The sequence below is a fragment of the Burkholderia anthina genome (genome assembly GCF_001547525.1).
GTDB classification, from domain to species: Bacteria; Pseudomonadota; Gammaproteobacteria; order Burkholderiales; family Burkholderiaceae; genus Burkholderia; species Burkholderia semiarida.
In genome coordinates this window covers 300072-325958 of record NZ_LNJP01000004.1, presented here as the reverse complement: position 1 = coordinate 325958, position 25887 = coordinate 300072, and the positions used below count along the sequence as shown (strand labels likewise).

Genomic DNA, 25887 nt, shown 5'->3' with positions numbered 1-25887 from the left:
TCGCGGCGCGGCGGCGGGCCGGCCCATGCCGCCCGCCGCCGTGCCGCGAGGCATCAGATCAGATATGGAACAGTTGCGCCACCAGGGTCGCGCCGATGAAGGTGCCGGCATTGGCCACGAAGGACACCAGCACGATGCGCCAGCCGAGCCGGCGGAAGGCCGGGATGTCCTTGGCGATCGACAGCCCCGCGAACACCAGCATCGGCGTGGTCACCCCGAGGAAATCGTTGTGCGAGCTGAGCGCGGCGATCTGCGATGCCCACGGGGACCACGGCGAGGTCAGGAACATCGCCACCACCGACACCCAGCAGACCGCCGGAATCCGCCGCCCCGTCACGCGCGCCTGCGCATCGCCGACGATCGTCGCGCCCACCATGATCGCGATTCCCGGCAGTCCCGCCAGCGGTGTGGTGCCGTGGGCGATCCAGTCGCACACCAGCGCCATCGCGGCCGTCACGATCCAGGCGAGCAGCTTGCCGCCGTAGCCGAGCGCGGGCGCCTCGGTCCGCACCTCGCCCAGCGACGGGCTGGCCGCCTCGGGCTGCGCCGAGGCCTTGGTGGTGCGGCCGATCAGCGGCTCCAGCACGCGATAGCCCCAGACCGCCAGCGGCAGCGAGATGAACAGCGTGAAGTACGTGCCGATGGTGGTGGTGATCAGGTTGCTGGCCGCGGCGAACGCGAGCACCGATTTCGCCGTCTCCGGGTCCTGCTGCGCGGCGATCGCGCCCGAGGCGGCCGCCATCATGCTGCCCGAGCCGACACCCGAGCCCATCGCCAGCGCGAGCGGATCGAAGATGCCGAGGCTGGTCACGAAACCCGCGAACACGGCGATGAACACCGCACCGAACACGGTGCCCGTCAGGTACTCGGCCAGCACGCCGCGGCCCTCGGCCGAATCCATGCCGTATTTCTCGCCGATGATCGCCAGGCTCGGCTCGCGGCCCACCGAGAACGTCGCGCCAATCGCCTCGCGCTTGATGCCGAGCAGCAACGCGAGCGGCAGGCCGAGCAGGATGGTGCCGACGAAGTGGCCGAATTCCTGGAAGGCCAGCGCCCAGCCCGCCGACGCCAGCTTGGGCAGCGCGCTGCCCACCATCAGCCCGAGCTTGGAGACGAACAGCAGCAGCGCCGGCTGCAGGATCGCCGCCGCGAAGAACTGGTCGGGCACGCTCAGGCGCGCGCTGCCGTTCCAGCGCGCGCTGGCGAGCCCCACCGCGGCGCCGAGCAGCAGCGCCCAGATCATCGGCAGCAGCACGACCTTGCCTGGGCCGAGCTTGAACGTGAACGAGCCGATCCATTCGGCGACCAGCAGGATGCCGGCCGCGTAAAGCAGGACCTTGGCGGTGGCCGCGCCGCCCAGCTCGCGGCGCTCGATACCCAGTGCGTGTTCCATGACGAGTCTCCCCTTGAAGCCCGGCTGCCGTCGAATGCGGGCCGGTGGTTACAGATAACCGAACGCGGTGGGCGGCGCTTCGGCCGTCTCGACCCACACGCTTTTGGTCTGCGTGTATTCGTATAGCGCCTCGACCCCGCTCGAGCGGCCGTAGCCGCTCATGCCGTAGCCGCCGAACGGCGACGCCACATTGATGGTCTTGTAGCCGTTGACCCAGAAGGTGCCCGCATTCACCTGCGCGGCCACGCGATGCGCGCGCGCCACGTCGGTGGTCCAGGCCGCGCCGGCCAGGCCGAAGTCGGTGTCGTTGGCGATCGCGATCGCCTCGTCCTCGGTGTCGAACGGGATGGCGGCCACCACCGGCCCGAAGATCTCGGTGCGCGCCACCTCCATCGCGTTCGACGCGCCGGCCAGCACGGTGGGCGCCACGAAGTAGCCGCCGCGGCCCTCCGCGACGCGCTCGGCCGAGCCGCTGGCGAGCGTGGCGCCAGCGGCCACACCGCGCTCGATCATCGACATCACGTGGTCGTACTGCTTGCGATTGTTGATCGGGCCCACTTCGGTCGCCTCGTCGAGCGGCGCGCCGACACGGATCTTCTTCGCGCCGGCCGCCACCATCGCGACGAATTCGTCGTAGACGGCGCGCTGCACCAGCAGGCGCGAGCCGGCCACGCAGCTCTGGCCCGCGCCGGCGAAGATCGCCGCCTGGGCGGTCAGCGCGGCGCGCTTGAGGTCGGCGTCGGCGAACACGATATTGGCCGACTTGCCGCCCAGTTCCAGCACGCAGGGCAGCACGCGCCGCGCGGCGGCCTCGGCAATGCGCGCGCCGGTGGCCGGCGAGCCGACGAACACCACCTTGCCGACCACGCGATGCGCGATCGCGGCCTGCCCGGCGGTGTGACCGAAGCCGGCCAGCACGTTGACGAGGCCGCGCGGCAGCCCGGCCCGCTCGCCGAGCCGGGCGACCGCCAGCGACGTGAAGGGCGTCAGCTCCGAGGGCTTGAGCAGCACGCCGTTGCCCATCGCCACCGCGGGCGCCACCTGCCAGCCGCAGGTGAATACCGGCGCGTTCCAGGGCGTGATCTGCAGCACCACGCCGGCCGGCTCGCGGCGCGTGTAGTTGAGGTGCGAGGTCGGCACCGGAATCACGCTGCCGTAGAACTTGTCGGTCCAGCCCGCGTAGTACTCGAACATTTCGGCGACCTTGCCCACCTCGCCGCGGCAGTCGCGAATCGGCTTGCCCGAACCCAACGCCTCCAGCCGCGCGATCGCCTCGGCCTCGGCACGGATCGCGCGCGCCACCTCCTGCATCACGCGGCCGCGCGCGGCATGCGTGAGCGCCCACCATTCGCGCTGCGCGCGGCGCGCGCTTTCTGCGGCATGGTCGATCACGGCTGCGCCGGCGTCGCGATAGGCGAGCGTTTCGTCGCCCGTCGCCGCATCGTAAAGCTGGATCGTGTCGCCGTGGCCGGCGACGAGTTCGCCGTCGATATACGAGCCGATCGTGGCGGCACCGGGGAAGAAATGCGCGAAGGCGGCGAGCAACTGGTCTGCGTGCTGGGTCATGTCGGGTTTCCGTACAGGTGAGTCGAGCGGGATCGTGGCGCGGGCGGCCCGGCCTCAGGCCGGGTCGAGGAAGTCGACGATGCGGTTGAAGTCTTCGCCGTCGGCGACGGATGCCTCGCTGGCGGCCCACACGCGCGCCGCCTCGCGCGCCACCGGCGCGACGCTGTCGAACTGGTCGAGCAGGCCCAGCGCGAGCCGCACGTCCTTGCGCATCAGCTTCATCGTGAAACCGGAATCGAATTTGCCGTTGAAGATCCAGGTCGGGTAGTTGGTCAGCGTCGCGCTGTTGCGGCCGGAGCCGCCGTTGAGCGCCTCGACCAGCTTTTCCGGATCGACGCCGGCCGCGCGCGCGGTGCGCACCGCCTCGCTGGCGGCCAGCAGGTGCACGCCGGTCAGCAGGTTGTTGAGCAGCTTGGTGACGTGGCCGGCGCCCACCGGGCCCACGTGCACGCGCTTGGCGCTGATCGTCGCGAGGATCGGCTCGATGGCCGCGATATCGCTGTCCGAGCCGCCCAGCACCATCGTCATGGTGGCGGTGGCCGCGCCCTTCGGGCCGCCGCTCACCGGGCCGTCGACGAAGCCGATGCCGCGCTCGGCCAGCGCCGCCGCCACGCGCCGCGTGCTGTCCGGATCGGCCGTGGTGGTGTCGATCACGATCGTGCCCGGTCTCGCGCTCTCGAGCACGCCGCCCGCGCCCAGCACCACCGCCTCGACCACCGCCGAGGTCGGCAGCGACAGCAGCAGCACGTCGGCGTCGCGTGCGATCCCGGCCACCGAATCGCGCGCCGACAGTACCGCCTGTTCGGCCAGCGCGAGCGCCACGCCAGGCGCCGCGTCGTAGCCGAGCACCGTGTAGCCGCCGCGCCGCAGCGAGCCCGCCATGCCGCGCCCCATGTTGCCCAGACCGATCACCCCCACCGTTTTCATCCGACGACCCCCGATAGCTGTTGGTTCGAGGCCGGCGCGCCAGCTTGCGCCCGCCTTGCATGACCACGATGTTCGGCCCGGCGATCCGTATAATCAATCAACGCCAATATTGAGATTGTTCTCTTTTTTAGAACGCCAGGATCATGAGCGAGACCCTTACCGACAGCCGCATCGTCTATTTCTACGAGGCCGTGCGCTGCGGCACGATCCGTGCCGCGGCCGACTGGCTCGACGTGGCGCCCTCGGCGGTGAGCCGCCAGATCGGGTTGCTGGAGAAGGAGCTCGACGCCACCCTGGTGGAGCGCCACGCGCGCGGCGTGACGCCCACCGAAGCGGGACGCTGCGTGATCGAGTATTTCCGCGAGCAGCTCGCGCACCGCGACGACCTGATCTCGCGCCTGCAAGAGCTGCGCGGGCTCAAGACAGGCGAGGTCAGCCTGGTGCTCGGCGAGGGCTTCGTCTCGGATCTGCTGGCCGGGCCGATGCAGCAGTTCTGCCGGCAGTTCCCGGGGATCCGCGTCAACCTCGACGTAGGCAGCACCAACGACGTGATCCGCAAGATCTCGAACGACGAGGGCGAGATCGGCCTGGTGTACAACCCGCCGGCCGAGCCCAAGGTGGTGTCGCGCGCGTCGAAGCGGCAGCCGATGATGGCGATCGTCGGCCCCGATTTCCCGCGCCGCACCCACAAGGTGCTGACGGTGCAGCAGCTCGCCACCTACCCGCTGGCGGCCACTCACCCGTCCTACGGTACGCGGCAGATGATGGAGGCCGTCGAATACGCCGAGCGCGTGCGGCTCACGCCGGTCGTCACCACGAATTCCTTTGCGATCCTGAAGGAGTTCGTGAAATCCGGGCTCGGTATCTCGGTGATGCCGGCCTTCGCGGTGACGGCCGAACTGCAGGCCAAGGAGTTGTTCGCGATCGAGATCGCGCATCCGATCCTCGAGAACGCCGAAGCGCACATGGTCACGCGCGTGGGCCGCAAGCTCTCGGTCGCCGCCAACAAGATGCTGCAGATGATGACGGGGCAGATGCGGGCGTTCCGTTAGCGGCGGCGGCTCGTACGCCGTCCGGCGACGCGAGGCCGGGCTTGGAGACGGTTTGCCCAAGACCGCTGATTCCGCTGCAAGGTGTTCCGGCAGATCACAGCTGCAGCCGAATTCGAGAAAAGCTTCATGGTCATGGGCACATAACCAAAGTCAAACGCCGTCAAACATCCGGATCCTGAATCCGCGCCGACTGAATCACCACCAGCGTATCGCCCGCCTCGATCCTGCACGGCGGATCCTCGTAAAACGAATAAATCTTCCCGCAGCGATCGAGCCCGACCACGATCGCGCCCGGCACGACATTCGTCAGGCAGCCGATCTCATGCGGCAACGCCTCGCGCTCCAGCAGCGTCGCGCGCCCGCGCGTCGACAGCATGTCGTTCACGAACGGCACGATGTAGCGGCTGTGGACCGCATCCGCGAGCAACAGCGCGCCGATCTTCGTCGACGACACGATCACGTCCGCGCCGGCCTGCCGCAATTGCCGCTGGTACAGGTTCTCCTGGATCCGCACGACGATCTTCGTATCGGGCGCGATGCTGCGCACCGACAGCGTCAGCAGGATCGCGGTCGGATCGTCGGTCACCGAAATGATCACAGCCTTCGCCGCGCGCACCTGCGCCTGCTGCAGCAGATCCTCGTGCGCCGGATCGCCGAGCAATCCGGTCACGCCGAGCGACGTCGCCGCCTCGAGGGCCTGCTGCTGCGAATCGATCACGATGATCGTCGCCGGATCGACGCCGCTTTCCAGCAACTCGCGCACCGCGATCGATCCCGACAGGCCATAACCGCACACGACGATGTGATCGGACAGTTGCTTCTGCAGGCGTTTCATGCGGAATTCCTCGATGACGCGCTGGATCACGAACTGATACGCCGTGCCCAGGAAAATGAACCAGATGCCGATACGGATCGGCACGATGAAGAACGCATCGAGCAGGCGCGCGCGCGCCGTGACGGGCACGATATCGCCGTAGCCGACCGTCGCGACCGTGACCATCGTGAAATACACGAGATCGGCCACCGTCATCGGCGTGCTCTTGGTCGAATCGCGCAGGCCGTCGCGATCGAGATACAGCACGAGGAACGCAAGCGTGCACAACAGCACGACCGCGCCGAGACGGAACAGCAGCGTGCGCCGCGGCGACGTCGCGGGGCGCGTGAACAGCGTGCGCGCACGCGGCGCCTGCCACGGGTTGCGGGCGCGACGCAGGCGCATGCGCAACGAGCGGCGCTGATCGGATGGCGTGGCCAACGGGGAATCTCCTGAAGGATGCGGGCTCGATTCTACGACGGGAACGCACGCGCGCAGCCGTCACAGCATGCTGCGCGGCCGCACCATCGTCCCGTCGACGAAACGCCGCGCGCGAAACGCCGACAGGTCGAGCGACGGCGCGCCCGTGTCGATCCATTCGGCGAGCAGCCGGCCGACGATCGGCCCCATCGCGAAACCGTGCCCGCAGAACCCCGTCGCGATCGCGAGCCCCGACGGCGTACCCGGTGCATCGATCACCGGAATGCCGTCGGGCAGCACGTCGATCAGGCCGGCCCACGCCTCGACGATCTGCGCATCCTTCAGCGCGGGAAAGATCGCCTTGAGCTTCGCGAGCGCGCGCGGCGCATGCGCGCGATTCGGCTGCGGCTGCGGATCGCGCGGCTCGATCGGCCCCGTCGCGCCGCCGATGCGCGCGAGCACGTCGCGCCATGCGGACGCATTCAGGTGCAGCCGGAATTTGTCGCGCTGCGACCAGAATTGCGGCCAGAAGAGGCTCAACCCGCGCAGATGGCCGAGCGTCAGATCGACGTCGACCTGCATGTCGTCGGCGAGATTGATCGCGCCGTTCGTGCGCTGCCGGATGCCGAGACCATGGCCCCACATCGTCGCCGCGGACACCGGCGGAACCACGTTGGTGCGCATGCAGGTGCCGCGCACGGCCTGCTGCGGCAGCCGGATGCCGACGCCGGCGAGCAGCCGGAAACTGGTCGCGCCGGCCGCGCAGATCACGCGCCGCGTGCGGATCGTGCCGCGCTCGGTCGCGACGCCGACGACCGCGCCGCCCGCCGTCTCGATCGCCGTCACGCCGCAGCCTTCGAAGAAACGCGCGCCCGCCTCGGTCGCGCGCGCCGCGAATGCGGGGGCCACGCGACGCGGCTCGGCCTGCCCGTCGGTCGCCGTATACAAGCCGCCGAGAGTACGCGCGTGCGTCGACAGCCCGCTCACGCGTTCGTCGATCTGGGCGCGCGTCAGCGTGCGCGTGTCGAGCCCGTGTTCGCGCGCCACGGTGAGCCACGCCTGGAACGACGCCCAGTCGTCTTCGTTGTCCGCCATGTAGAGGCAGCCGCCCTGCCGCCATTCGAGATCGAAACCGAGCGCCTGCTCCAGGCCTTCCCAGATCCGCATGCCGGCCATCATCAGCGGCACTTCGGCGGATTCGCGCCCCTGCTGCCGCACGAAGCCCCACGCGCGCGTCGATTGCTGGCCGGCGATGCGCGACTTGTCGAGCACGACGGCTTTCAGGCCGCGCAGGCCGAGGTAGTAAGCGGCCGCGCAGCCCATGATGCCGGCGCCGGCGATCACGACGTCGGCTTCGGTCGGAAACGCCGTTTCGGCGTGAGTCAATGCGTCGTGCAGCGGATAGGTGGTGGTCATTGTTTTCTGTCGGGAATCGGTGCATGGCCGGCAAAGCTTATCGCGGCAACGCCATCCGATGAAGCGAGCGTCGCGCAACGATCCCGGGCGCCTTCCGCATCCATAGACGACAGCTCGCTCGCGTCTTTCCGGCCGTCCCCGTTTTTTCGGCTTGACGCCTCCGTATCGCCACGCGACGATACTGGATATCCATACAGTATCGTCGCAGCAAAATGATCCTCCCCCCATTCGATCCGCCCAAGCTGAACGACCTCACCGAATGGTGGACGCAGTGCACCTACGCGGACGTCCAGCGTCTGATACTCGAAGTGCAGCACCTCCGCCTGACGCTGTGGGAGTTGAAAGCCCACGTCGCGGACGCATCGCGCCGCATCCGCGTGCTCGATCCGGACATGCTCGCGCATGGGTCCGCGCTTCGGCGGCTCGGCTACCTGCTCGACAAGGAGATCGAGCGCGCCAATCCGATCGGGCGCACGCGCGACGTGTATGCGCCATTTTCGGACGAGTGGCGGGCTCGCGCGGCACTGCGCTGCGCATTGCGCGGGCAGCCCGAGCCGGCCGACGCAGGCACGCTGCCGCGCGCGATTCCGGAATTTCAGCGCATCACCTGGGCCGAGCTTCGCGATCGCTGGCGTCACCTGAGCGACAGGAAATCGAATCGGCAGAACGTCGAGCAACGGATGGTGCTCGAGATCGCCCGTCAGCGAACCGTGATCCTCGCGCGGGCGCGCAAGCTGGTCGACGCCGCGATCGCCGAGGCGGCGGCAGAGGGAAACCGGTTGTTCGCGCTGGATCAGCTCCAGCGGCTCCTGGCGGTCGAGCGGGAGGACGGCGAGCCGTTCATGTACATGCCGCCGTAGCGCGAACGCACCGTCAATACGGATCGGCTCGACGGCGACATGCTCCGCCGCCCAGCAAGCGCGATCAGTGCGAATAGCGCGCCCGGGCACCGATCGCGCGGTCGAACGGCTGCAGCCTCGCAAGCTGCTCGATCGACATCGTGACGACTTCGAGCACGTGCCGCGCGATTTCGTCGTCGGTCATGCCGGCGTTGACGTACTGCTCGATGCGCATCGTACGGGGCGGGTAGCGGCCGGCTTCGTCGTCGACGATATCGATCCTGGCTGTACGCTGCTCGGGCGACAGCACGACCTGGACAGTTTTGCCGTGAACGACGGTCTGCATGCACAAAGTGGACATTCGCAGTCTCCAATCGCGTTGCCTTCGGACGATCGATACCTCACGACGGGAGTCGTCAATCTACAAATTTCCGGGGGCATTCGCAATATTCAGGCAGGAATTCCGGCCGTTCGGGGCGCCGCACGCGCTGCACTACGCATAGCGGCTCAGCCATTCTTCGGAGAATCGTTTCGCGTACGCGACGGCCTCGGCTTCGGTGTCGAATTCACCCAGCTTGCGGAACGCGGCTTCACGGCTGAAACCCACCTTCGTGACCTCGACCTGCGCGGCGTATTTGCCGGCCTCCGTCACGCGCGGCTCGCAGTTCATTTCGTAGCCGCGCATCAAGAATTTCTTCTGCATCGGTTCAACACTTTTTTGAGACGGCGAAATCGTAGCACGCAGCGTGACGGGTGCCAAAAAATGTATCCGCGCTGGTTTCACTAGAAGAAACCATCGATTGTTCGTCCTGCAGGTGCTTCGGCCGTTCGCCGCGCGATATCCTCCGAACATCTCGGCCCGGGCGTGATCGCGCCCTGCGTTGGTGCGTCGCGTTGCGATTACCTGCCGCCGCGTGGGGAATCACACGCCGGCCCATGGGAATGCAGCCCAAAGGTGCCGAACGCACCGTCGCGCGCACGCGCCGACGCAGGCCCGGCGTAACTTCATGACACACCTTTCACACAAACGCACCTTTCACCACACTGAATGACGACCATTTTGCGGTAAAGTTATCTTTTCCGTGCGTGGCCGGTCGGCTCGCCATTGGACGTCATGAAGACTGTCCGCCGAGACTGCCGCAAGGCGTCGTTCTGAACGTCACGATCCGTTCCCGTAGCATGACCACTGAAGCAATCACCACGGATTCCCTCGCGGTTGCCGAGCGCGTGCGCGAGCTGATGACCCGCAACGGCATCGGCAAGCGCCAGCAGACCACCGAGCTGTGCCGCATCCTCGATCTGAGTTTCTCCCAAGGCCACCGCAAACTGCGCGGCAGCAGCCCCTGGACGCTCGCGCAGATCAAGAAAGTCGCCGAAGCGTACGGCGAACCCGCCGCCCAGCTGTTCGGCGCGCAAACGCTCGACCCGGGCATGGTCGGCGCCTATAGCCAGGAAGCCGTCCTGTATGCGGGCGTCGCCGAGATTCCATGCACCGCCTGGATCGGCGCGCCGCTCGAAGCCGGCGCGCGCCCCGAGTTCGTCGCGTACGAACAGAACGGCCGCTGGCGCGTGCTGCGCCATACCGGCGTGCTGTACCAGAACGCATACGACGTGCACAAGATCGAGATCTATCCGCGCCGCGCGGAAAGCGACAAGCTCGTCGTCGCGGTAATCGACCCCGATCGCGTCAGCGCAACCGAGCTGTGCCGCTATCTCGAACGGCAGGGTTTCGCGACGGCCGCGTTCGACGGTCTCGCGGCATTCGTCGACGCGCTGCAGGGTCAGGCTTTCGACGCAGTCCTGACCGAATGGCTGTTCGACGACGGCACGGCCGCCACCGCGATCAAGGCCGTGCGTACGTCCGACAACCCGGGCGCGCCGATTTTCGTGCTGACGGGCGCCCTGCTCACCGGCCGCGCGAGCGAAGCCGACATCAGCGAAGTGATCCGCGCGTTCGATGTGGTGTGCTACGAAAAGCCCGCGCGCATGGCGATCCTCAGCGCCGATCTCGCGAAGCGGCTCGCGCGCGGCTGACGTTCGCCGGGCCGGCCGCCCGTCGAACGGCCAACGCCCACGCGGCGCCGCGGGCATGAACCGGTTCCTCAGTACAATAGCCGCACCCGTTCACGCCCACGCCGGCATCCGCCGCCCGACGCCATGGCCCGCCTCATCCCCGACGACTGGAAAAGCCTCGCCGCGACCGGCGCGGCCGAACGCGAGCGCGAAACGCTCGCCGCGCTCGAACACGCGCTGCCCGACAGCTACACCGTGTATCACGGCGTCCACTGGACGCGCGCCGATCAGGCGTTTTCGGTATTCGGCGAAGCCGCGTTCGTCGTCGTGAGCCCGGCCGGCCGCGTGCTGCTGATCGAGCAGAAGGCCGGCTTCCTGCGCGAGACCCCGAAAGGGCTCGTGAAGGTCTACCTGCAAAAGGAGCGCAACGTCCCGATCCAGCTCGCGCGCACGCAGGAGACGCTGCACCGGCGCCTGACGGCCGCGCTCGGCGCGGGCGTCTACGGCGTCGAGGCGCTGCTGTACTGCCCCGACTACTCGATCCGCGACGCGTCGATCGCCGGCGTCGCGCCCGAGCGCATCGTCGATGCGTCGCGCAAGACGCAGCTCGCGCAAGTGATCCTGCAGATCCTGCCCGAGGACGACGAACACTTTCCGAACGCGCCGAAGCTCCACCATTTCCTCGCGGACGAGCTCGCGCTCACGCCCGACACGAGCGCGCTCGTCGGGCAGGCCGGCACGCTCGTCACCCGGCTGTCGGGCGGGCTCGCCGCATGGGCGCGCCAGCTCGACTTCGCGCCGTTCCGGCTGCGCGTGACCGGCACGGCCGGCTCGGGCAAGACCCAGCTCGCGGTCCAGGTGATGCGCGACGCCGTCGCGGCCGGCAAGCGCGTGCTGTATGTGTGCTTCAACCGGCCGCTCGCCGACTACATCGCGCGCATCGCGCCGCCCGGCGCGAAGATCGCGAACTACCATCAGCTGTGCGACTGGGTCGCGCGCGATGGCGGCTATACGCCCGACTTCCAGGCGCCCGGCGAATTCGAACGGCTCGAGGCGCGTTTCGCGCAAGCGCCGATCCCCGAGCGCTGGCGCTTCGACGTGCTGGTCGTCGACGAAGGGCAGGATTTCCACGCACCGTGGGCGGCCGCGCTCGAGCGGCTGCTGGCGCCGGACGGCGCATGGTGGTGGCTGGAAGATCCGCTGCAGAACCTGTACATGCGCGAACCCGTCGCGCTGCCCGGCTGGGTCACGCTGAAGGCGCTCACGAATTACCGCAGCCCGCGCGACCTGCTCGAATTCGTGCGCGACGTCGTCGGCCGCGTCGAGCCGCTCGCGGCCGAACTGCGCTCGGGCAGCCCGTTCGACGGCTCCGAACCGTCGGTGTCGGCCTACGGCGAAGACGGCGCGTCGGACGACGCATTGGCGCAAGCCTGCATCGATGCGACCAAGCGCGCGATCACGCATGCGTTGTCGCTCGGCTTCCGCAAGCAGGACATCGCGGTGCTGTCGTACCGCGGCCGCGAAGGCTCGGTGCTTGCGCCGCTCGACCAGCTCGGCCCGCACCGGATCAAGCGCTTCACCGGCAAGTACGACTTGTTCGGCAATCCCGAGTATCGCGAAGGCGACGTGCTGCTCGATTCGATCTACCGCTTCAAGGGTCAGTCGGCGCCGTGCGTGATCCTCACGGAAGTCGACTTCGACGCGCTCGACGCGCGTGCCGCGCGCAAGCTGTTCGTCGGCGCGACGCGCGCGACGATGAAGCTGCTGATCGTCGCGTCGTCGCGCGCGGCCGCGCAACTGGCGGACGCGACGGGTTGACGCGGCGGGCGGGCGAACGCCTGTCCGTTACCGCGCCGCCGTCATTTCGATTCAAGCCACCCGGAACGCCCCCACCGCACGCCGCAACCCATCCGCCTGTTCCTCGAGCGACGCGGCCGCGGCCGCCGCCTGCTCGACGAGCGCCGCGTTCTGCTGCGACACCTGATCCATCTGCGACACCGCGCGGTTCACCTGCTCGATCCCGTCGCGCTGCTCGCTCGAGGCGGCCGCGATCTCCGTCATGATGCCCGTCACGCGGCCGATCGCCTGCTGGATGTCCTGCATCGTCGCGCCGGCCGTACTGACGAGCCGCGAGCCCGTCGCGACACGCTCGACCGATTCGCCGATCAGCGTACGGATTTCCTTCGCCGCGGACGCCGAGCGCTGCGCCAGCGTACGCACCTCGCCCGCGACCACCGCGAAGCCGCGGCCCTGCTCGCCCGCCCGCGCGGCTTCGACCGCCGCATTCAGCGCGAGGATGTTGGTCTGGAACGCAATTCCCTCGATCGTGCCGATGATGTCGGCGACCTTCTGCGAGCTCTGGTCGATCTCGTTCATCGTGCCGATCACCTCGCCGACGACCGTCGCGCCGCGCGTCGCGATCTCGCTCGCACTGTCCGCGCAGGCCTGCGCCTCGAGCGCGTGGTCGGCATTCTGCTTCACGGTCGCCGTCAGTTGCTCCATGCTCGCGGCCGTCTGCTGCAGCGCCGACGCCTGTTCCTCGGTGCGCTGCGACAGGTCGGTGTTGCCGGCCGCGATCTGGTGCGTCGCCGTCGAAATCGCCTCGGAACCCTGGCTGACCTGGCGCACCGTGTCCGCGAGGCTGCGCTGCATGCCCGTCACGCCCTTGACCAGTTCGGCCATCTCGTCGCGCGACGACCAGCGCAGTTCCGACGTGAGATCGCCGTCCGACAGCCGGCGGAAATGCGACAGCAGGCGATTCACCGGTTGCGTGATCGCGAAATGCAGGCCGATCGCGCAGCCGAGGCATGCGGCCAGCCCGAATGCGATGCCCGCGATCGCGCCGATGCGCATCCAGCCGTAATAGGTCTGCGCGGTGTCGTACACGTCCTTGCCGCGTGCCGCCTGGTACGTATCGAGCGCGTCGGTCGCCTGCGTGAGCGCGACCGACAGCGGCGGCGCGACCGTCATCAGCAACCGGTCGGCTTCGTCGCGCCGCCCTTCGCGGATCGCATCGATCATCGGCTTCAGCGCCTGCCCGATCAGCGCCTGGCGCGCGGCATCGAGGCGGCTCGCGAGCGGGCCCTCGTCGCCGTCGTGCGGCATCGCCGCGTAGTTGCGCCATGCCGTGTCGGCCTTCGCGAGGTAGCCCTCGGCCTTCTTCACGAGATCGGGAACCTCCGCCGCGTCCGGATGCAGCAGCGCACGGTCGAGCGTCGTGCGCACGATCGTCAGGTTCAGGCTCGCCGCGGACAGCGCGGTCTTCGCCGCCAGTTGCCGCGTATAGGCCTCGTCGAGGGCGCGATTGGAACTCTGCATGCCCGCGAGGCCGATCAGCCCCGACACGACGAGCAGCGCGGCGACGAGGCCGAGCGTGGAAAAAATCCGCGTACGGATCGAGAAACGGGAAAACAGGGCGTTCAGGTTCATGACGGCACGTGAGCGATGAAAAATGCCGCGGCAATCGGTCCGCGGCCCTCTGTATTACGGTTTGCCTGCACAAAACTTGAGTCCGTCCCTGCTTCGCGGCTGATCGTCGTCAATTTTTCGGGCAGGCAAGCCGCCCCCGCCCGCCGTCACGCCAGCAGCACGACGCCGCCCGTGGTCGCGCGCGACTCCAGCAACCGGTGCGCATCGGCCGCTTGCTCCAAGGGCAGCCGCGCGCCGATCTCGACGTGCATCCCGCCCGCCAGCCGGTCGAGCGTCGCGCGCGCGGCGTCGCGATACGCGCCGGGGTCGCGCGCGATGAAACCGAGCACGCTCGGCCGCGCGAGCGCGATCGAACGCGCCGGGCCCAACTCGTCGAGATCGAACGTCTGTCGCGCGCCGATCGCGGCCACCTGCCCGATGCTCGCGACCATCCCGAACGGACGAATCGCCCCGAGCGTGCGGGTCAGCACGTCGCCGCCGATGCCGTCGATCGCGTAGTCGACGCCCGCACCGCCGCCGAACGCACGCGCCGCCGCGACGAAATCCTCCTCGCGATAATCGACCACCGCTTCGGCGCCGTGCGTGCGCACGAGCGCGGCCTTCGCGGCCGAGCCGACGGTGCCGATCACCCGCGCGCCGAGCGCACGCGCCCATTGCGTCGCCAGCAGCCCGACGCCGCCGGCCGCTGCATGCACGAGCACCGTATCGCCGGCGCCGACCTGCCGCACGCGATGCAGCAGCATGTACACGGTGATCCCCTTCAGCAGCCCGGCGGCAGCGGCTTCGTCGCTCAGGCCGTCGGGAATCGGCAGTACGCGCTCGGCCGGCATCGTGCGCAGGCTCGCATAGCTGCCGGTCGGCATGCCGGCATAGGCGACGCGCCGACCGGGCACGAGATCCGGCACGCCCGGCCCGACCGCGTCGATCACGCCGGCCGCCTCGACGCCGAGCGCCGCCGGCAGCGCAGGCAATGCATGCGCGCCCGTTCTGAAATAGATGTCGACGAAATTCACGCCGATGGCGGTCTGGCGAATCCGCACTTCGCCGGCGCCGGGCGGCGCGACAGGCGCGTCGACGCGCCGCAGCACGCCGGCGTCGCCGTAACGGTCGATCCCGATCCGGATGGCTTGGGTGGTTTGGGACATGACGTTCCTCGCTATCGAGTGGAAGTGACACGATCATCCCATCGTGCATAATTCGACGGAATTCACGTTGAACGCCCACCTACTGTGCAAAATTCGACCGACCGCGATCCTGCCGTCTCGCCCGTGCTGCCCATGAGCTGGGACGACATCCGCTACTTTCTGGCGGTGATGCGCGGCGGCAGCCTGTCGGCCGCCGCCCGCGCGCTTCAGGTCCAGCATTCGACGGTCGCGCGGCGCATCGACGCGCTGGAATCGGCGCTCGGGATCCGGCTGTTCGATCGGCTGCCGCGCGGATGGCCGCCGACCGACGAAGGGCTGCACCTCGCCGAGCACGCCGCACGCCTCGAAGCCGACGCGCATGCGTTCGCGCGCGCCGCGCAGGGCGCGGGCGCGCTCGACGGCGTCGTTCGCGTATCGGCGTCGCCGGTGTTCGCGAGCCATTTCCTCGCGCCGCGCCTGGCCCGTGCGCAGCGCGCGTGGCCGGCGCTGCGGATCGACCTGATGGGCGAGATGCATGCGGCGAACCTGTATGCGCGCGAAGCCGATCTCGCGGTGCGGCTGTCGCGGCCGAGCGAGCCGGGGCTCGCCGCGCGCCGGCTCGGCACGATGCGCTTCGCGCTGTGCGCGGCACCGGAATGGGCGGATGCGCCGCCCGACACCTGGCCGTTCGTCGGCTACGACGACGCGCTCGCGCAAACGCCGCAGCAGCAGTGGCTCGAACGCTTCGCGGCCGGGCGCCGCTTCGCGTTCATCGCCAACGATCTGGCCGCGCAACATCGCGCGTGCGCAGCCGGGGCCGGCGTCGCGCTGCTGCCGCGCTTTCTCGTCGACGATCCAACGGCGCACGCCGGCGCGCCGCTCGTCGAGCTGACGGCCGCCCCGCGTTGCGACATCGAGCGCGAGATCTGGCTCGTGGTTCATCCGGACGTGCGCCGATCGCCGCGCGTGCAGCGCGTCGCCGACGCGATCGCCGACGCGGTGCATGCGGCGGACGGCCGGCTGTAAGCCGCCGAAACCGCAAACGGCTTTGCCACGCGCGTCGGCGGCCGGCATAGTAGCGCTTTCACTTCACTCGCCCTGCCGCCATGTCCACCGCCTCCGCCTGCGTCGTGCGTGACGCGACCGACGCCGACCTCGATGCCATCCATGCGATCTATGCGCACCACGTTCGCCACAGCGTCGCGTCGTTCGAGGAAACGCCGCCCGACGTCGCCGAACTGCGCGCACGCCGCGATGCGGTGCTGAACCACGGGCTGCCGTACCTCGTCGCCGAATGCGACGGCCGCGTGGCCGGCTACGCGTACGCGACGCCGTACCGCACGCGCAGCGCGTACCGCTTCACGATCGAGGATTCGATCTACATCGACGATGCGCAACGCGGGCGCGGAATCGGCCGCGCGTTGCTCGCGGCGCTGATCGCGCGCTGCGAAGGCGGCCCGTGGCGGCAGATGATCGCGGTGATCGCCGACGGCGGCACCGGCGGCTCGACGTCGCTGCATCGCGCGTTCGGTTTCGAGCCGGCCGGCCTGTTGAAAGCGGTCGGCTTCAAGCACGGCCGCTGGATCGACACGGCGTTGCTGCAGCGCCCGCTCGGCGACGGCGCGAACACGCGCCCCGCCTCGCCCGAGCCTGCCGCGGCGCGCTAGAATGGCCGCATGTCAAAACAGACTCATTCCACGCCCGACGAGGCCGCGCCGGATTCCCGCAACGAGTACACGGTCGACGAGCTCGCGCGCGTGTCCGACACCACCGTGCGCAACGTCCGCGCCTACCAGGATCGCGGGCTGCTCGCGCCGCCGGAGAAACGCGGGCGCGTCGGCATCTACGACGACACGCACGTCGCGCGTCTGAAGCTGATCAACCATCTGCTCGCGCGCGGCTACACGCTGTCGAACATCCAGGACCTGATCAAGGCGATCGACGAAGGCCACGACCTGCGCTCGATCCTCGGCCTCGAGAACGCGATCGGCGGCCGCTGGTCGCACGAGTTGCCGAAAACCTACTCGCTCGCGCAACTCGCGCAGATGTTCGGCCCGCAGGCGACCACGCAACTGTCGCGCGTGACCGAGCTCGGGCTGCTCGAACGGCGCGGCCTGTCGTTCGTCGCGAAGAGCCCCGCGCTGCTCGAGGCGGCGGCCGCGATGACGAAGGAAGGGATTCCGCCGCGCGAGCTGCTCGACGTGATCAGCCTCGCGCGGCCGCATTTCGACGCGATCGCGCGGCTGCTCGTCGACCTCGTCGTGAAGCGGCTCGACCGCTACGACGCCGGCACGCTGCCGCCGGCCACCGACGTGCCCCAACTGGTCGACGCGATCTGGCGCCTGCGCCCGCTCGCGGCCGTGTTCGTCGAAGGCGAGACGAACCGCGCGCTCGAAACCGCGGCCGGCGCATATCTCGGCGGGCGGGTCGCGACGATCCTCGACAAGAAGCTCAGCGACGAAGCAGCGCGGCAGTCCGGCACGACGGACACGCCCGATCCGGCGGGCGGCGGCGACAAAGCATAGGCCCGACGCCGTCATATCCATATCGGCAATGCTTCGTTTGCGGGTGCGATCTCCCATGCGACGATTCTTCCAACCGAGCGGCGCCAGCCGCTCCCCGAAGATGCCTCGCATGGAGTTCGTTCGATGATTCGTTTCACCCGCTGGATCGCCCGCGCCGCCGCCGTCTCGCTCGTTGCCCTGTCCGCCGCGTCGGCGTTCGCGCAAGGCGGCGCCGACAAGATCGTGCGCATCGGTTATCAAAAGGCCGGCCTGCTGTCGGTCGTCAAGGCGCAGGGCGCGCTCGAAGCGCGGCTCAAGCCGCTCGGCTATGGCGTTCAATGGTTCGAATTCCCGGCCGGCCCGCAACTGCTCGAGGCGCTGAACGCGAACAGTATCGACTTCGGCTACACGGGCGCGCCGCCGCCCGTGTTCGCGCAGGCGGCCGGCGTGCAGTTCGTCTATGTCGGCGCGGAACCGCCGGCGCCGCACAACGAAGCGGTGTTCGTGAAGGCCGATTCGCCGATCCGGACGGTGGCCGGCCTGCGCGGCAAGAAGGTCGCATTGCAGAAAGGCTCGAGCGCGAACTACCTGCTGCTCGAGGCGCTGAAGAAAGCCGGCGTGCGCTATGACGAAATCCAGCCGGTGTATCTCCCGCCGGCCGATGCGCGCGCCGCGTTCGAAAGCGGCAACGTCGACGCGTGGGCCGTGTGGGATCCGTACTACGCGGCCGCGCAAAGCGCGCTGAAGGTGCGCACGCTGTCCGACTACACGGGGCTCGCCGCGACCAACAATTTCTACGAGGCGACGCGGAGTTTCGCGCAACAGCATCCCGACGTGGTCGGCGCGATCCTGAAACAGGCGCGGGAAACGGGCCAGTGGGTCAACGCGCATCCGGCCGACACGGCCGCGCTGCTTGCGCCGAAGGTCGGGTTGCCGCAGGCGCTCGTCGAGACGTGGATCAAGCGCGTGCCGTTCGGTGCGGTGCCGATCGACGAACGCATCGTCGCCGCGCAGCAAGGTGTGGCCGATGCGTTCCACGCGGCGAAGCTGATTCCGCAGAAACTGAGCGTGGCCGAAAACGCCTGGGTCGACAAAAGCGTGGCGGGTGCGCTGGCGGCGAAATAACGCGCGCGGCCCCCTCCATCGGCAGGCAGGCCGGGCGCGATGCCCCGCCGGCCGCTGTCGCGTGCCGCGCGCCACGCGCCACGCGCTCAACGCAACGCCGCCGCCACCTTCTTCTGCCGCCACAGACACAGCAGATCGCACGCCACATGCGCGGCCGCGATCGCCGTGATGTCCGCGTGATCGTACGCCGGCGCCACCTCCACGACGTCCGCCCCGACCAGATTCACCGCCCCGAGCGCGCGCACGATCGCCAGCGCCTGCGCGGACGACAACCCGCCCGCGACCGGCGTCCCCGTTCCCGGCGCGAACGCCGGATCGAGGCAATCGATATCGAACGTCAGGTATGCAGGCCGCGTACCGACGATCTCGACGATGCGCTCGACCGCCGCCCGCGCACCCTGGTCATGCACCCACGCGGCATCGAGCCGCTCGATCCCGAGAAAGTCGTCGTTCCACGTGCGGATGCCGACCTGCACCGACGTCGCGGGATCGATCAGCCCTTCCTTCACGGCCTTGTAGAACATCGTCCCGTGATTGAGGCTGTCCGGGTGGTCGTCGGCCCACGTATCGCAGTGCGCGTCGAAATGGATCAGCGACAGCGGCTTGCCGTAGCGCTCCGCGTGCGCGACCAGCAGCGGATACGTGATGTAGTGGTCGCCGCCGAGCGTCAGCATCTTCGCGCCCGAGCGCAGGATCGTGCGCGCATGCTCGACGATCGCCGGCTTGATCGACAGCGGGTTGTGCGCGTCGAACCAGCAGTCGCCGTAGTCGACGGCCGCGAGATCGTCGAACGGATCGAAGCCCCACGGATACGGATGGAGCTCCGCGAGCTGCACGCTCGCCGCGCGGATCGCGGCCGGCCCGAGCCGCGCGCCGGAGCGATAGGTCGTCGCGAGATCGAGCGGCACGCCGGAGATCGCGACGTCGACGCCGTCGAGCGCGCGCGAGTAATTGCGGCGCATGAACGACAGCACGCCCGCATAGGTGTTTTCGATCGAGGAACCGTACGGCGTCGTGCGACGGATCGCGCCGTCGCCGTGGAGAAGTTCGGTCATGGTCGGACCTGTTTTCGTGGCGGCCGCGCCGCCCCGCTTCGAACGAGCGCGCAGGCCGGGCACGGCGGGGATTCATCGGGCATGCATCGGCTCGCGCATTCAGTCGCGAGGCGACGCGGGACATCGACAGCGACAACGGCAATACCGCAGCGATCATAGCAAGCCGAATCGCAGCCGTTGCCCCGGTTCCGCCGGGGCAACGCGCGGAAAAATCCGGTGCCGCAGCGCGGGCCGCCGCCGTCGTTTACTAGAAGGATTCGCCGGTTTTGGCGTGCCCGTTCTTCCGGATAATGGCCGGCAGCCGCGCCCCCGACGGCGCGTCGTCCACCGCAGACGACAACAAACGGAGACACCGCCTTGATCGCCACGCTTCCCGCCACCTACCGCCGGCTCTGCCCGCTCGCCATCGCCGCAGCGCTGCTGTACGGGCTGTCGCTCGCCGCCGCTCCCTATCCGGGCCAGGCCGCCGCGAAAGCCGCGATGGGCCTCCTGCTGCTCGCGGCGGGCAGCACCTGCGGCGCGCCGCGCGAACGCGCATGGCTGTGCGCGGCGCTCGCGGCCGCCGTGCTCGGCGACGTGCTGCTCGCGCTGCCCGACTGGCCGCTGTCGTTCGTCCTCGGCCTCGGCGCATTCCTGCTCACGCACGCGTGTTATTGCGCGATCTTCTTTCGATGGCGCGCGCGGCCGCACGGCTGGCGCATCGTTGCGCTCGTCGGACTGTGGATCGCCGCGCCGGGGTTCTATGCGGCGTTCTTCCCGCACCTCGGCGAGCTGCTGGCGCCGGTCGCCGTCTACATGCTCGTGCTGTGCGTGATGGCGAGCTTCGCGCTCGCCGCCCGCACGCGCGACCCGCTGGTCGCCATCGGCAGCCTGATCTTCGTCGGCTCCGACACGCTGATCGGCGTCGGCCGCTTCCTCGGCGTTTTTCCGGGCATCGACTATCTGATCTGGGGCCTCTATGCGCTCGCGCAGGTCACGATCGTGGCCGGGGTTTTCCATGAGATCGCCGGCCGGTCGATCAGCCCCTGATACCGTTTCAAACGGGCCGCCGCGCGTGGGCGGCCCCGGTGTTCCCCTGTCTTGCCCTGCCGACGGCCTTTTCCGCTCATCCCGCATTGCGGAAGCCGGACCGTTCCAAACCCCGCTCAGCCTTTTCCCGTCTGGCTTCCGGCCCTTAGAGCGCCGCCTCTAGCCTCTTGCGGTTTCCGGGTTCACCCACTATCGTTACATCAACCAATGTAACATTAAAAAATGAGCCAGATCGGAGGCACCCGGATGAATGCTCGCACGTTGCCTTTCGGTCCACCCGGCCACGACGGCCTGGACGAAACCATCGACATCGCCATCATCGGCACCGGCTTTGCCGGCCTCGGGATGGCGATCCGCCTGAAGCAAACGGGCGTGACCGACTTCGTCGTCCTCGAGAAGGCCGCGTCGGTCGGCGGCACATGGCGCGACAATCATTACCCCGGGTGCGCATGCGACGTGCAATCGCACGTCTACTCGTTCTCGTTCGCGCCGAACCCGCGCTGGACGCGCATGTTCGCGCCGCAGCCGGAGATCCGCGCGTATCTGGAAGACTGCGTGCAGCGCTTCGGCATCGGCCCGTACCTGCGGTTGAATCACGAGTTGCAGCGCGCCGAGTACGACGAAGCCGCGCAACGCTGGCGCCTCACGTTCGCGAACGGGAAGCGGCTGTCCGCGCGCGTGCTGGTGTCGGGAATGGGCGGGCTGTCGCGCGCCGCGCTGCCGGCGATCCCCGGCGTCGAAACCTTCCAGGGCCGCGCGTTCCATTCGCAGCAGTGGGATCACGACTACCCGCTCGAAGGCAAGCGCGTCGCGGTGATCGGCACCGGCGCGAGCGCGATCCAGTTCGTGCCGCAGATCGCGCCGCGCGTGAAGTCGCTCGCGCTGTTCCAGCGCACGCCGCCGTGGATCATGCCGAAGCCCGACCGCAACCTCACCGGCTTCGAGAAATGGCTGTTCCGCACGCTGCCGTTCACGCAGAAGGTCGTGCGCAGCGGCATCTACTGGATGCTCGAATCGCGCGTGCTCGGCTTCGCGATCCATCCGTCGCTGATGAAGAACGTGCAGAAGCTCGCGCTGCGCCACATCCGCAAGCAGATTCCCGATCCGGAACTGCGCAAGGTGGTGACGCCGAACTACACGCTCGGCTGCAAGCGCGTGCTGATCTCGAACGACTACTATCCGGCGCTGTCGCGCAAGAACGTCGACGTGATCACGACCGGCATCGACCATATCGAAGCCGACGCGGTCGTGACGACCGACGGAAAGCGCCATGAAGTCGATTGCCTGATCTACGGCACCGGCTTCCAGGTGGCCGACCCGTATCCGCGCGGCGCGATCGTCGGCCGCGGCGGCCTCGACATCGTCGACGCCTGGCGCGACGGCGCGCACGCGTATCTCGGCACGACGCTGCCCGGCTACCCGAACTTCTTCATGATCGTCGGCCCGAACACGGGCCTCGGCCACAACTCGATGGTGTTCATGATCGAGTCGCAGATCGAATACATCCTCGGCGCATTGCAGGCGATGCGCCGCGAGCACGCGGATGCGATCGAGGTGCGCCCGCTCGTCGAGGCCCAGTTCAACAACGATCTGCAGGGCAAGCTGAAAAAGGCGATCTGGTCGACGGGCGGCTGCAAGAGCTGGTACCTCGACCCGCGCACCGGCAAGAACACGACGCTGTGGCCGGGCTTCACGTGGCGCTTCCGCCAGGCGACCGCGCGCTTCTCGATCGCCGATTACCACGCGTATCGCGCACCGCACGACACGACCGCGCGGCCCGCCGCCGCGCCGGCCGCTTCCGCTTCCACGTCCGCCGAAGCGGCCTGAGCCAGACAAGGAGCCACCGACATGAGAGATTTCGCCAACAAGGTCGCCGCGATCACGGGCGCCGGCTCGGGCATGGGCCGCGCGCTCGCGATCCAGCTCGCGCAGGCCGGCTGCCACGTGTCGCTCGCCGACAAGAACGGCGTCGGCCTCGCGGAAACCGAACGGATCGTCCGCGCGATCGCGCCGAACGTGCGCGTGTCGACGCGCGTGCTCGACGTCGGCGATCGCGACGCGATGTTCGCGTGGGCCGACGACACCGCGCGGGAGCACGGCAAGGTCAACCTGATCTTCAACAATGCGGGCGTCGCGCTGTCGAGCACGATCGAAGGCATGGACTACGGCGATCTCGAGTGGATCGTGAACATCAACTTCTGGGGCGTCGTGCATGGCACCAAGGCGTTCCTGCCGCACCTGAAGGCGTCGGGCGAAGGCCACGTGATCAACACGTCGAGCATCTTCGGGATCTTCGCGCAGCCGGGCATGAGCGGCTACAACGCGACCAAGTTCGCGGTGCGCGGCTTCACCGAATCGCTGCGCCAGGAACTCGACATGATGAAGTGCGGCGTGTCGGCCACGTGCGTGCATCCGGGCGGCATCCGCACGAACATCGCGCAGTCGAGCCGCGTCGCGAAAAACATGGTCGGCTTCATCGTCGAGAGCGAACAGCAAGGCAAGGACAGCTTCGAGAAATTCTTCATCACGAGCGCCGACGACGCCGCGCGCACGATCCTCGCCGGCGTGCGCAAGAACAAGCGCCGCGTGCTGATCGGCCGCGACGCGAAGGGCGCGGACTGGATGGCGCGCATCCTGCCCGCCGCCTACCAGGCGCTCGTCGTGCTCGCGACGCGCCGCGAGGCCGCGAAGGCCCGCCGCGCCGCACGCGGCACGCCGGCGCCGGTGCACGCCACCTACAACAATGCAGGCAATCAGGGAGAACAATCATGACGACACCGAACATGATGCCCGTGCGGCGCGACATCCGTTTCGCGCTGCCGCCCGAACGCGCGAAGGACTGGCATGTGCAGGGCGTACCCGTCACGCACTTCATGAATGCGCTGTCGCTGCTGTTTCCGGCCGGCGAACGCTTCTTCATGGATTCGGTGCGCCACTACCGCGACCGGATCGAGGATCCCGAGCTGAAGAAGCAGGTGCTCGGCTTCATCGGCCAGGAAGCGATGCACACGCGCGAGCACATCGAGTACAACGACCTGCTGCAGGCGTCCGGCCTGCCCGCGCACAAGCTCGACAAGCGGCTGTGGACGATCCTCGGCTTCTTCAAGAAGACGCTGCCGCATTCGATGCAGCTCGCGATCACGATCGCGCTCGAGCACTACACGGCGATCCTCGCGAACCAGTTGCTGTCGGGCCACGAGCACCGGATCGACGGGTCGGTCGAAGGCTATCAGCAGATGTGGATGTGGCACGCGATGGAGGAAACCGAGCACAAGGCGGTGTCGTACGACGTGTGGAACGTCGTGATGAAGCCGGGCCTCGGCAGCTACCTGCTGCGCACCGGCACGATGCTGCTTACGACCGTGATGTTCTGGACGATCGTGTTCGACTTCCACGTGCGGCTGATGCTGTCACACCGTCGCAAGCATGGCAAGTTCGGCGGCATGTGGCGCCTCGTGAAGTATCTGTACAGCCCGAGGAATGGCGTGTTCCCGAGCATCGCGCGAGAATGGCTCGACTACTTCCGCCCGGGCTTCCATCCGTGGGACCACGACAACCATCAGTATCTGCAGGGGCTCGACACGCTGCTCGCCAACATCGACGCGACCAACGCGCGTTATGCGGCGCAGGCAGCGCCGCGCCGCGTGCCGCTGCATCCGGTTGCGCAGGCATGACGCGATGGCGCCCCCTCACGAGATGCTGACCGTCCCGTCCGGCGACGTGAAACTCGCCGTCTACGTCAGCGGGCCGCGTCGCGCGCCGCCGCTGATCCTCGTGCATGGCTACCCCGACTCGGCAGCCGTGTGGGCGCCGATCCGCGCGCGGCTCGCGAAGCGCTACCGCGTGATCGCGTACGACGTGCGCGGTGCCGGCGCATCCGATGCGCCGCGCCGCCGCGCCGACTACACGCTCGAGCGGCTCGCCGGCGACCTGAAGGCGGTGGCCGACGCGACCTGCGGCGGCCGGCCGTTCCACCTCGTCGGCCACGACTGGGGCTCGATCCAGTGCTGGGAGGCCGTGACCGACCCTGCGTTGCGCGGCCGCATCGCGTCGTACACGTCGATCTCGGGCCCGTGCCTCGATCACGTGTTCCGCGCGAAGATGCGGCTCAAGCAGAGCCTGAAATCGTGGTACATCGCGTTCTTCCATCTGCCGCTCGTACCGTCGCTGGTGTGGCGGCTCGGCGGCGCCGCGCTGTGGCCGCGCTGGCTGCAGATCACCGAGCGCGTGCGCGCCGAGCGCGATCCCGCGCAACTGAAGAACGCGCTGAACGGGATGCAGATGTACCGCGCGAATTTCATCGCGCGGGCCCGCAAGCCGCGTGAACGGTATGCGCAGGCGCCGGTGCAGATCCTGGTGCCCGTGCGCGACCGCTACGTGACGCCCGAGATGTCGGCCGACCTCGACCGCTGGCTCGGCGAGCACGTGCGCGAGGAAATCGACGGCGCGCACTGGATCGTGCTGCGCCATCCGGACCTGATCGCGTCGCGGATCGACCGGTTCGCGTCGGCGCATGAAGGGGCCGCGGTCGCGGCAGTACCGGCGGCGACGCCGGCCATGCGGACGGGAGCGGCCATTCAGCGCAGCGGCGGCAAACGCTTGAACAACGTTTCGTAGTCGATCACGAGCCCGTCGTCGTCGATGTCCATCTCCGCCGTGAAATTCCGGAAGATGCCTTCGTATCGGTAGCGACGGCCCGGTTCGATGCACGCATAAGCCTGCTTGACCGGCGTGACCTTCAGATCCGGCGTCGAGATGTACGCGACGTCGATCGGCCGTCGCTCGCCGCGCGCGAGGCCGAGGCGGCCGATCGGCAGCGAATTCGTGAACGGCGTCGCCGCGATGTCGATGTCGATGCAGCCGTCGAGCTCGTGCAGTTCGCGGCCTGAACCGTCGCGCCAGTGCCCGGCCCCGTCGCCGCGCAGTTCGAGCGTGCCGCCGCCCATCACCTTGAGCACCGCGTAGGTCACGCGCCATTGCGCATCGCACTCGACGCGATACGCCAGCCCGTATGCACGGCCGTACCGCTGGCCGACCACCGCGCTTTCGACGACGATGCCGGAATCATTCCGGTCAAACGTCAGATGTTCGATTCCGTCGCCCTCGAGCGACGCCCACCGCAGTTCGCGCATTCTGCTGCCTCCTTGTCACCGCACATCGAGGCATCGTCACACAAATCGC

24 protein-coding genes are annotated in these 25887 nt (G+C 68.5%); 13 read left to right on the top strand and 11 right to left on the bottom strand.

Annotated features, from left to right (window positions below; genetic code table 11):
* Positions 1 to 58 precede the first annotated feature (58 nt).
* The 3 genes from WS64_RS30680 to WS64_RS30670 are packed head-to-tail and all read right to left on the bottom strand — an operon-like array spanning position 59 to position 3886.
* Positions 59 to 1393, bottom strand: a complete 1335-nt coding sequence (locus WS64_RS30680) for a DUF3100 domain-containing protein (protein ID WP_060968782.1) — start codon at positions 1391 to 1393, stop codon at positions 59 to 61.
* A gap of 48 nt (positions 1394 to 1441) precedes the next feature.
* Entirely contained in the window at positions 1442 to 2959 is a 1518-nt protein-coding gene (locus WS64_RS30675; protein WP_060968781.1) for an aldehyde dehydrogenase family protein, read from the bottom strand.
* 54 nt (positions 2960 to 3013) lie between these two features.
* Entirely contained in the window at positions 3014 to 3886 is an 873-nt protein-coding gene (locus WS64_RS30670) for an NAD(P)-dependent oxidoreductase (protein WP_059639640.1), read from the bottom strand.
* A 143-nt stretch (positions 3887 to 4029) separates the two neighbouring features.
* Between WS64_RS30670 and WS64_RS30665 the strand changes: the two genes are divergently transcribed.
* Entirely contained in the window at positions 4030 to 4938 is a 909-nt protein-coding gene (locus WS64_RS30665) for a LysR family transcriptional regulator (protein WP_059584929.1), read from the top strand.
* Between the two features lie 160 nt (positions 4939 to 5098).
* Here WS64_RS30665 and WS64_RS30660 read toward each other — a convergent pair whose 3' ends face one another.
* Both WS64_RS30660 and WS64_RS30655 read right to left on the bottom strand, forming a co-directional pair.
* Complete coding sequence (locus WS64_RS30660; protein WP_059639641.1) at positions 5099 to 6193, bottom strand: potassium channel family protein; 1095 nt, start codon at positions 6191 to 6193, stop codon at positions 5099 to 5101.
* Positions 6194 to 6253: 60 nt separating this feature from the next.
* Positions 6254 to 7588 carry an NAD(P)/FAD-dependent oxidoreductase gene (locus tag WS64_RS30655; protein ID WP_060968780.1) on the bottom strand — a complete coding sequence of 445 codons (1335 nt, stop codon included), beginning with the start codon at positions 7586 to 7588 and terminating at the stop codon, positions 6254 to 6256.
* 212 nt (positions 7589 to 7800) lie between these two features.
* Between WS64_RS30655 and WS64_RS30650 the strand changes: the two genes are divergently transcribed.
* A complete protein-coding gene (locus WS64_RS30650) occupies positions 7801 to 8448 on the top strand; it encodes a hypothetical protein (protein ID WP_059584926.1) in 648 nt (215 codons plus the stop codon).
* Positions 8449 to 8512: 64 nt separating this feature from the next.
* Here the strand turns inward: WS64_RS30650 and WS64_RS30645 are convergent, their stop codons facing one another.
* A complete protein-coding gene (locus WS64_RS30645) occupies positions 8513 to 8788 on the bottom strand; it encodes a hypothetical protein (protein ID WP_060968779.1) in 276 nt (91 codons plus the stop codon).
* A gap of 132 nt (positions 8789 to 8920) precedes the next feature.
* Positions 8921 to 9130 carry a hypothetical protein gene (locus WS64_RS30640; RefSeq protein WP_059584925.1) on the bottom strand — a complete coding sequence of 70 codons (210 nt, stop codon included), beginning with the start codon at positions 9128 to 9130 and terminating at the stop codon, positions 8921 to 8923.
* A 476-nt stretch (positions 9131 to 9606) separates the two neighbouring features.
* Here WS64_RS30640 and WS64_RS30635 point away from each other — a divergent pair, with 476 nt between their 5' ends.
* Positions 9607 to 10461 (top strand): helix-turn-helix domain-containing protein, encoded by an 855-nt coding sequence (locus WS64_RS30635; protein WP_059639645.1) that lies wholly within the window; start codon positions 9607 to 9609, stop codon positions 10459 to 10461.
* A 123-nt stretch (positions 10462 to 10584) separates the two neighbouring features.
* Positions 10585 to 12258: an ATP-binding domain-containing protein gene (locus WS64_RS30630; protein WP_060968778.1), complete on the top strand. Its 1674-nt coding sequence runs from the start codon at positions 10585 to 10587 to the stop codon at positions 12256 to 12258.
* A gap of 51 nt (positions 12259 to 12309) precedes the next feature.
* Here WS64_RS30630 and WS64_RS30625 read toward each other — a convergent pair whose 3' ends face one another.
* The gene (locus WS64_RS30625) at positions 12310 to 13869 is read right to left on the bottom strand and encodes a methyl-accepting chemotaxis protein (RefSeq protein WP_060968777.1); all 1560 of its coding nucleotides are present in this window, start codon (positions 13867 to 13869) and stop codon (positions 12310 to 12312) included.
* A 146-nt stretch (positions 13870 to 14015) separates the two neighbouring features.
* Positions 14016 to 15014 carry a quinone oxidoreductase family protein gene (locus WS64_RS30620; RefSeq protein ID WP_060968776.1) on the bottom strand — a complete coding sequence of 333 codons (999 nt, stop codon included), beginning with the start codon at positions 15012 to 15014 and terminating at the stop codon, positions 14016 to 14018.
* A 132-nt stretch (positions 15015 to 15146) separates the two neighbouring features.
* Between WS64_RS30620 and WS64_RS30615 the strand changes: the two genes are divergently transcribed.
* From WS64_RS30615 to WS64_RS30600, 4 genes are all read left to right on the top strand, one after another.
* Entirely contained in the window at positions 15147 to 16019 is an 873-nt protein-coding gene (locus WS64_RS30615) for a LysR family transcriptional regulator (RefSeq protein ID WP_060968956.1), read from the top strand.
* Positions 16020 to 16099: 80 nt separating this feature from the next.
* Positions 16100 to 16660 (top strand): GNAT family N-acetyltransferase, encoded by a 561-nt coding sequence (locus tag WS64_RS30610; protein WP_059584920.1) that lies wholly within the window; start codon positions 16100 to 16102, stop codon positions 16658 to 16660.
* A 9-nt stretch (positions 16661 to 16669) separates the two neighbouring features.
* The gene (locus WS64_RS30605) at positions 16670 to 17518 is read left to right on the top strand and encodes a MerR family transcriptional regulator (RefSeq protein ID WP_059584919.1); all 849 of its coding nucleotides are present in this window, start codon (positions 16670 to 16672) and stop codon (positions 17516 to 17518) included.
* A gap of 123 nt (positions 17519 to 17641) precedes the next feature.
* Positions 17642 to 18622: a sulfonate ABC transporter substrate-binding protein gene (locus WS64_RS30600; RefSeq protein ID WP_060968775.1), complete on the top strand. Its 981-nt coding sequence runs from the start codon at positions 17642 to 17644 to the stop codon at positions 18620 to 18622.
* 86 nt (positions 18623 to 18708) lie between these two features.
* Here WS64_RS30600 and speB read toward each other — a convergent pair whose 3' ends face one another.
* Positions 18709 to 19677 carry an agmatinase gene (gene speB, locus WS64_RS30595; protein WP_060968774.1) on the bottom strand — a complete coding sequence of 323 codons (969 nt, stop codon included), beginning with the start codon at positions 19675 to 19677 and terminating at the stop codon, positions 18709 to 18711.
* A 357-nt stretch (positions 19678 to 20034) separates the two neighbouring features.
* On the opposite strand from speB, the gene WS64_RS30590 reads away from it, so the two are divergent.
* The 5 genes from WS64_RS30590 to WS64_RS30570 all read left to right on the top strand — a co-directional run bounded on the left by WS64_RS30590 (position 20035) and on the right by WS64_RS30570 (position 25323).
* Entirely contained in the window at positions 20035 to 20706 is a 672-nt protein-coding gene (locus WS64_RS30590) for a lysoplasmalogenase (RefSeq protein ID WP_060968773.1), read from the top strand.
* A 246-nt stretch (positions 20707 to 20952) separates the two neighbouring features.
* Complete coding sequence (locus WS64_RS30585) at positions 20953 to 22533, top strand: flavin-containing monooxygenase (protein ID WP_060968955.1); 1581 nt, start codon at positions 20953 to 20955, stop codon at positions 22531 to 22533.
* Between the two features lie 21 nt (positions 22534 to 22554).
* The gene (locus WS64_RS30580) at positions 22555 to 23478 is read left to right on the top strand and encodes an SDR family NAD(P)-dependent oxidoreductase (protein ID WP_059584915.1); all 924 of its coding nucleotides are present in this window, start codon (positions 22555 to 22557) and stop codon (positions 23476 to 23478) included.
* A complete protein-coding gene (locus WS64_RS30575) occupies positions 23475 to 24380 on the top strand; it encodes a metal-dependent hydrolase (RefSeq protein WP_059639653.1) in 906 nt (301 codons plus the stop codon). Before WS64_RS30580 ends, WS64_RS30575 begins: the two co-directional genes overlap by 4 nt.
* 4 nt (positions 24381 to 24384) lie before the next feature.
* Positions 24385 to 25323 (top strand): alpha/beta fold hydrolase, encoded by a 939-nt coding sequence (locus WS64_RS30570; RefSeq protein WP_060968954.1) that lies wholly within the window; start codon positions 24385 to 24387, stop codon positions 25321 to 25323.
* Here WS64_RS30570 and WS64_RS30565 read toward each other — a convergent pair.
* On the bottom strand, positions 25284 to 25838 hold the full coding sequence (locus WS64_RS30565) for a putative glycolipid-binding domain-containing protein (protein WP_060968772.1): 555 nt from the start codon (positions 25836 to 25838) through the stop codon (positions 25284 to 25286). The two genes, WS64_RS30570 and WS64_RS30565, sit on opposite strands and share 40 nt — an antisense overlap.
* Positions 25839 to 25887 lie beyond the last annotated feature (49 nt).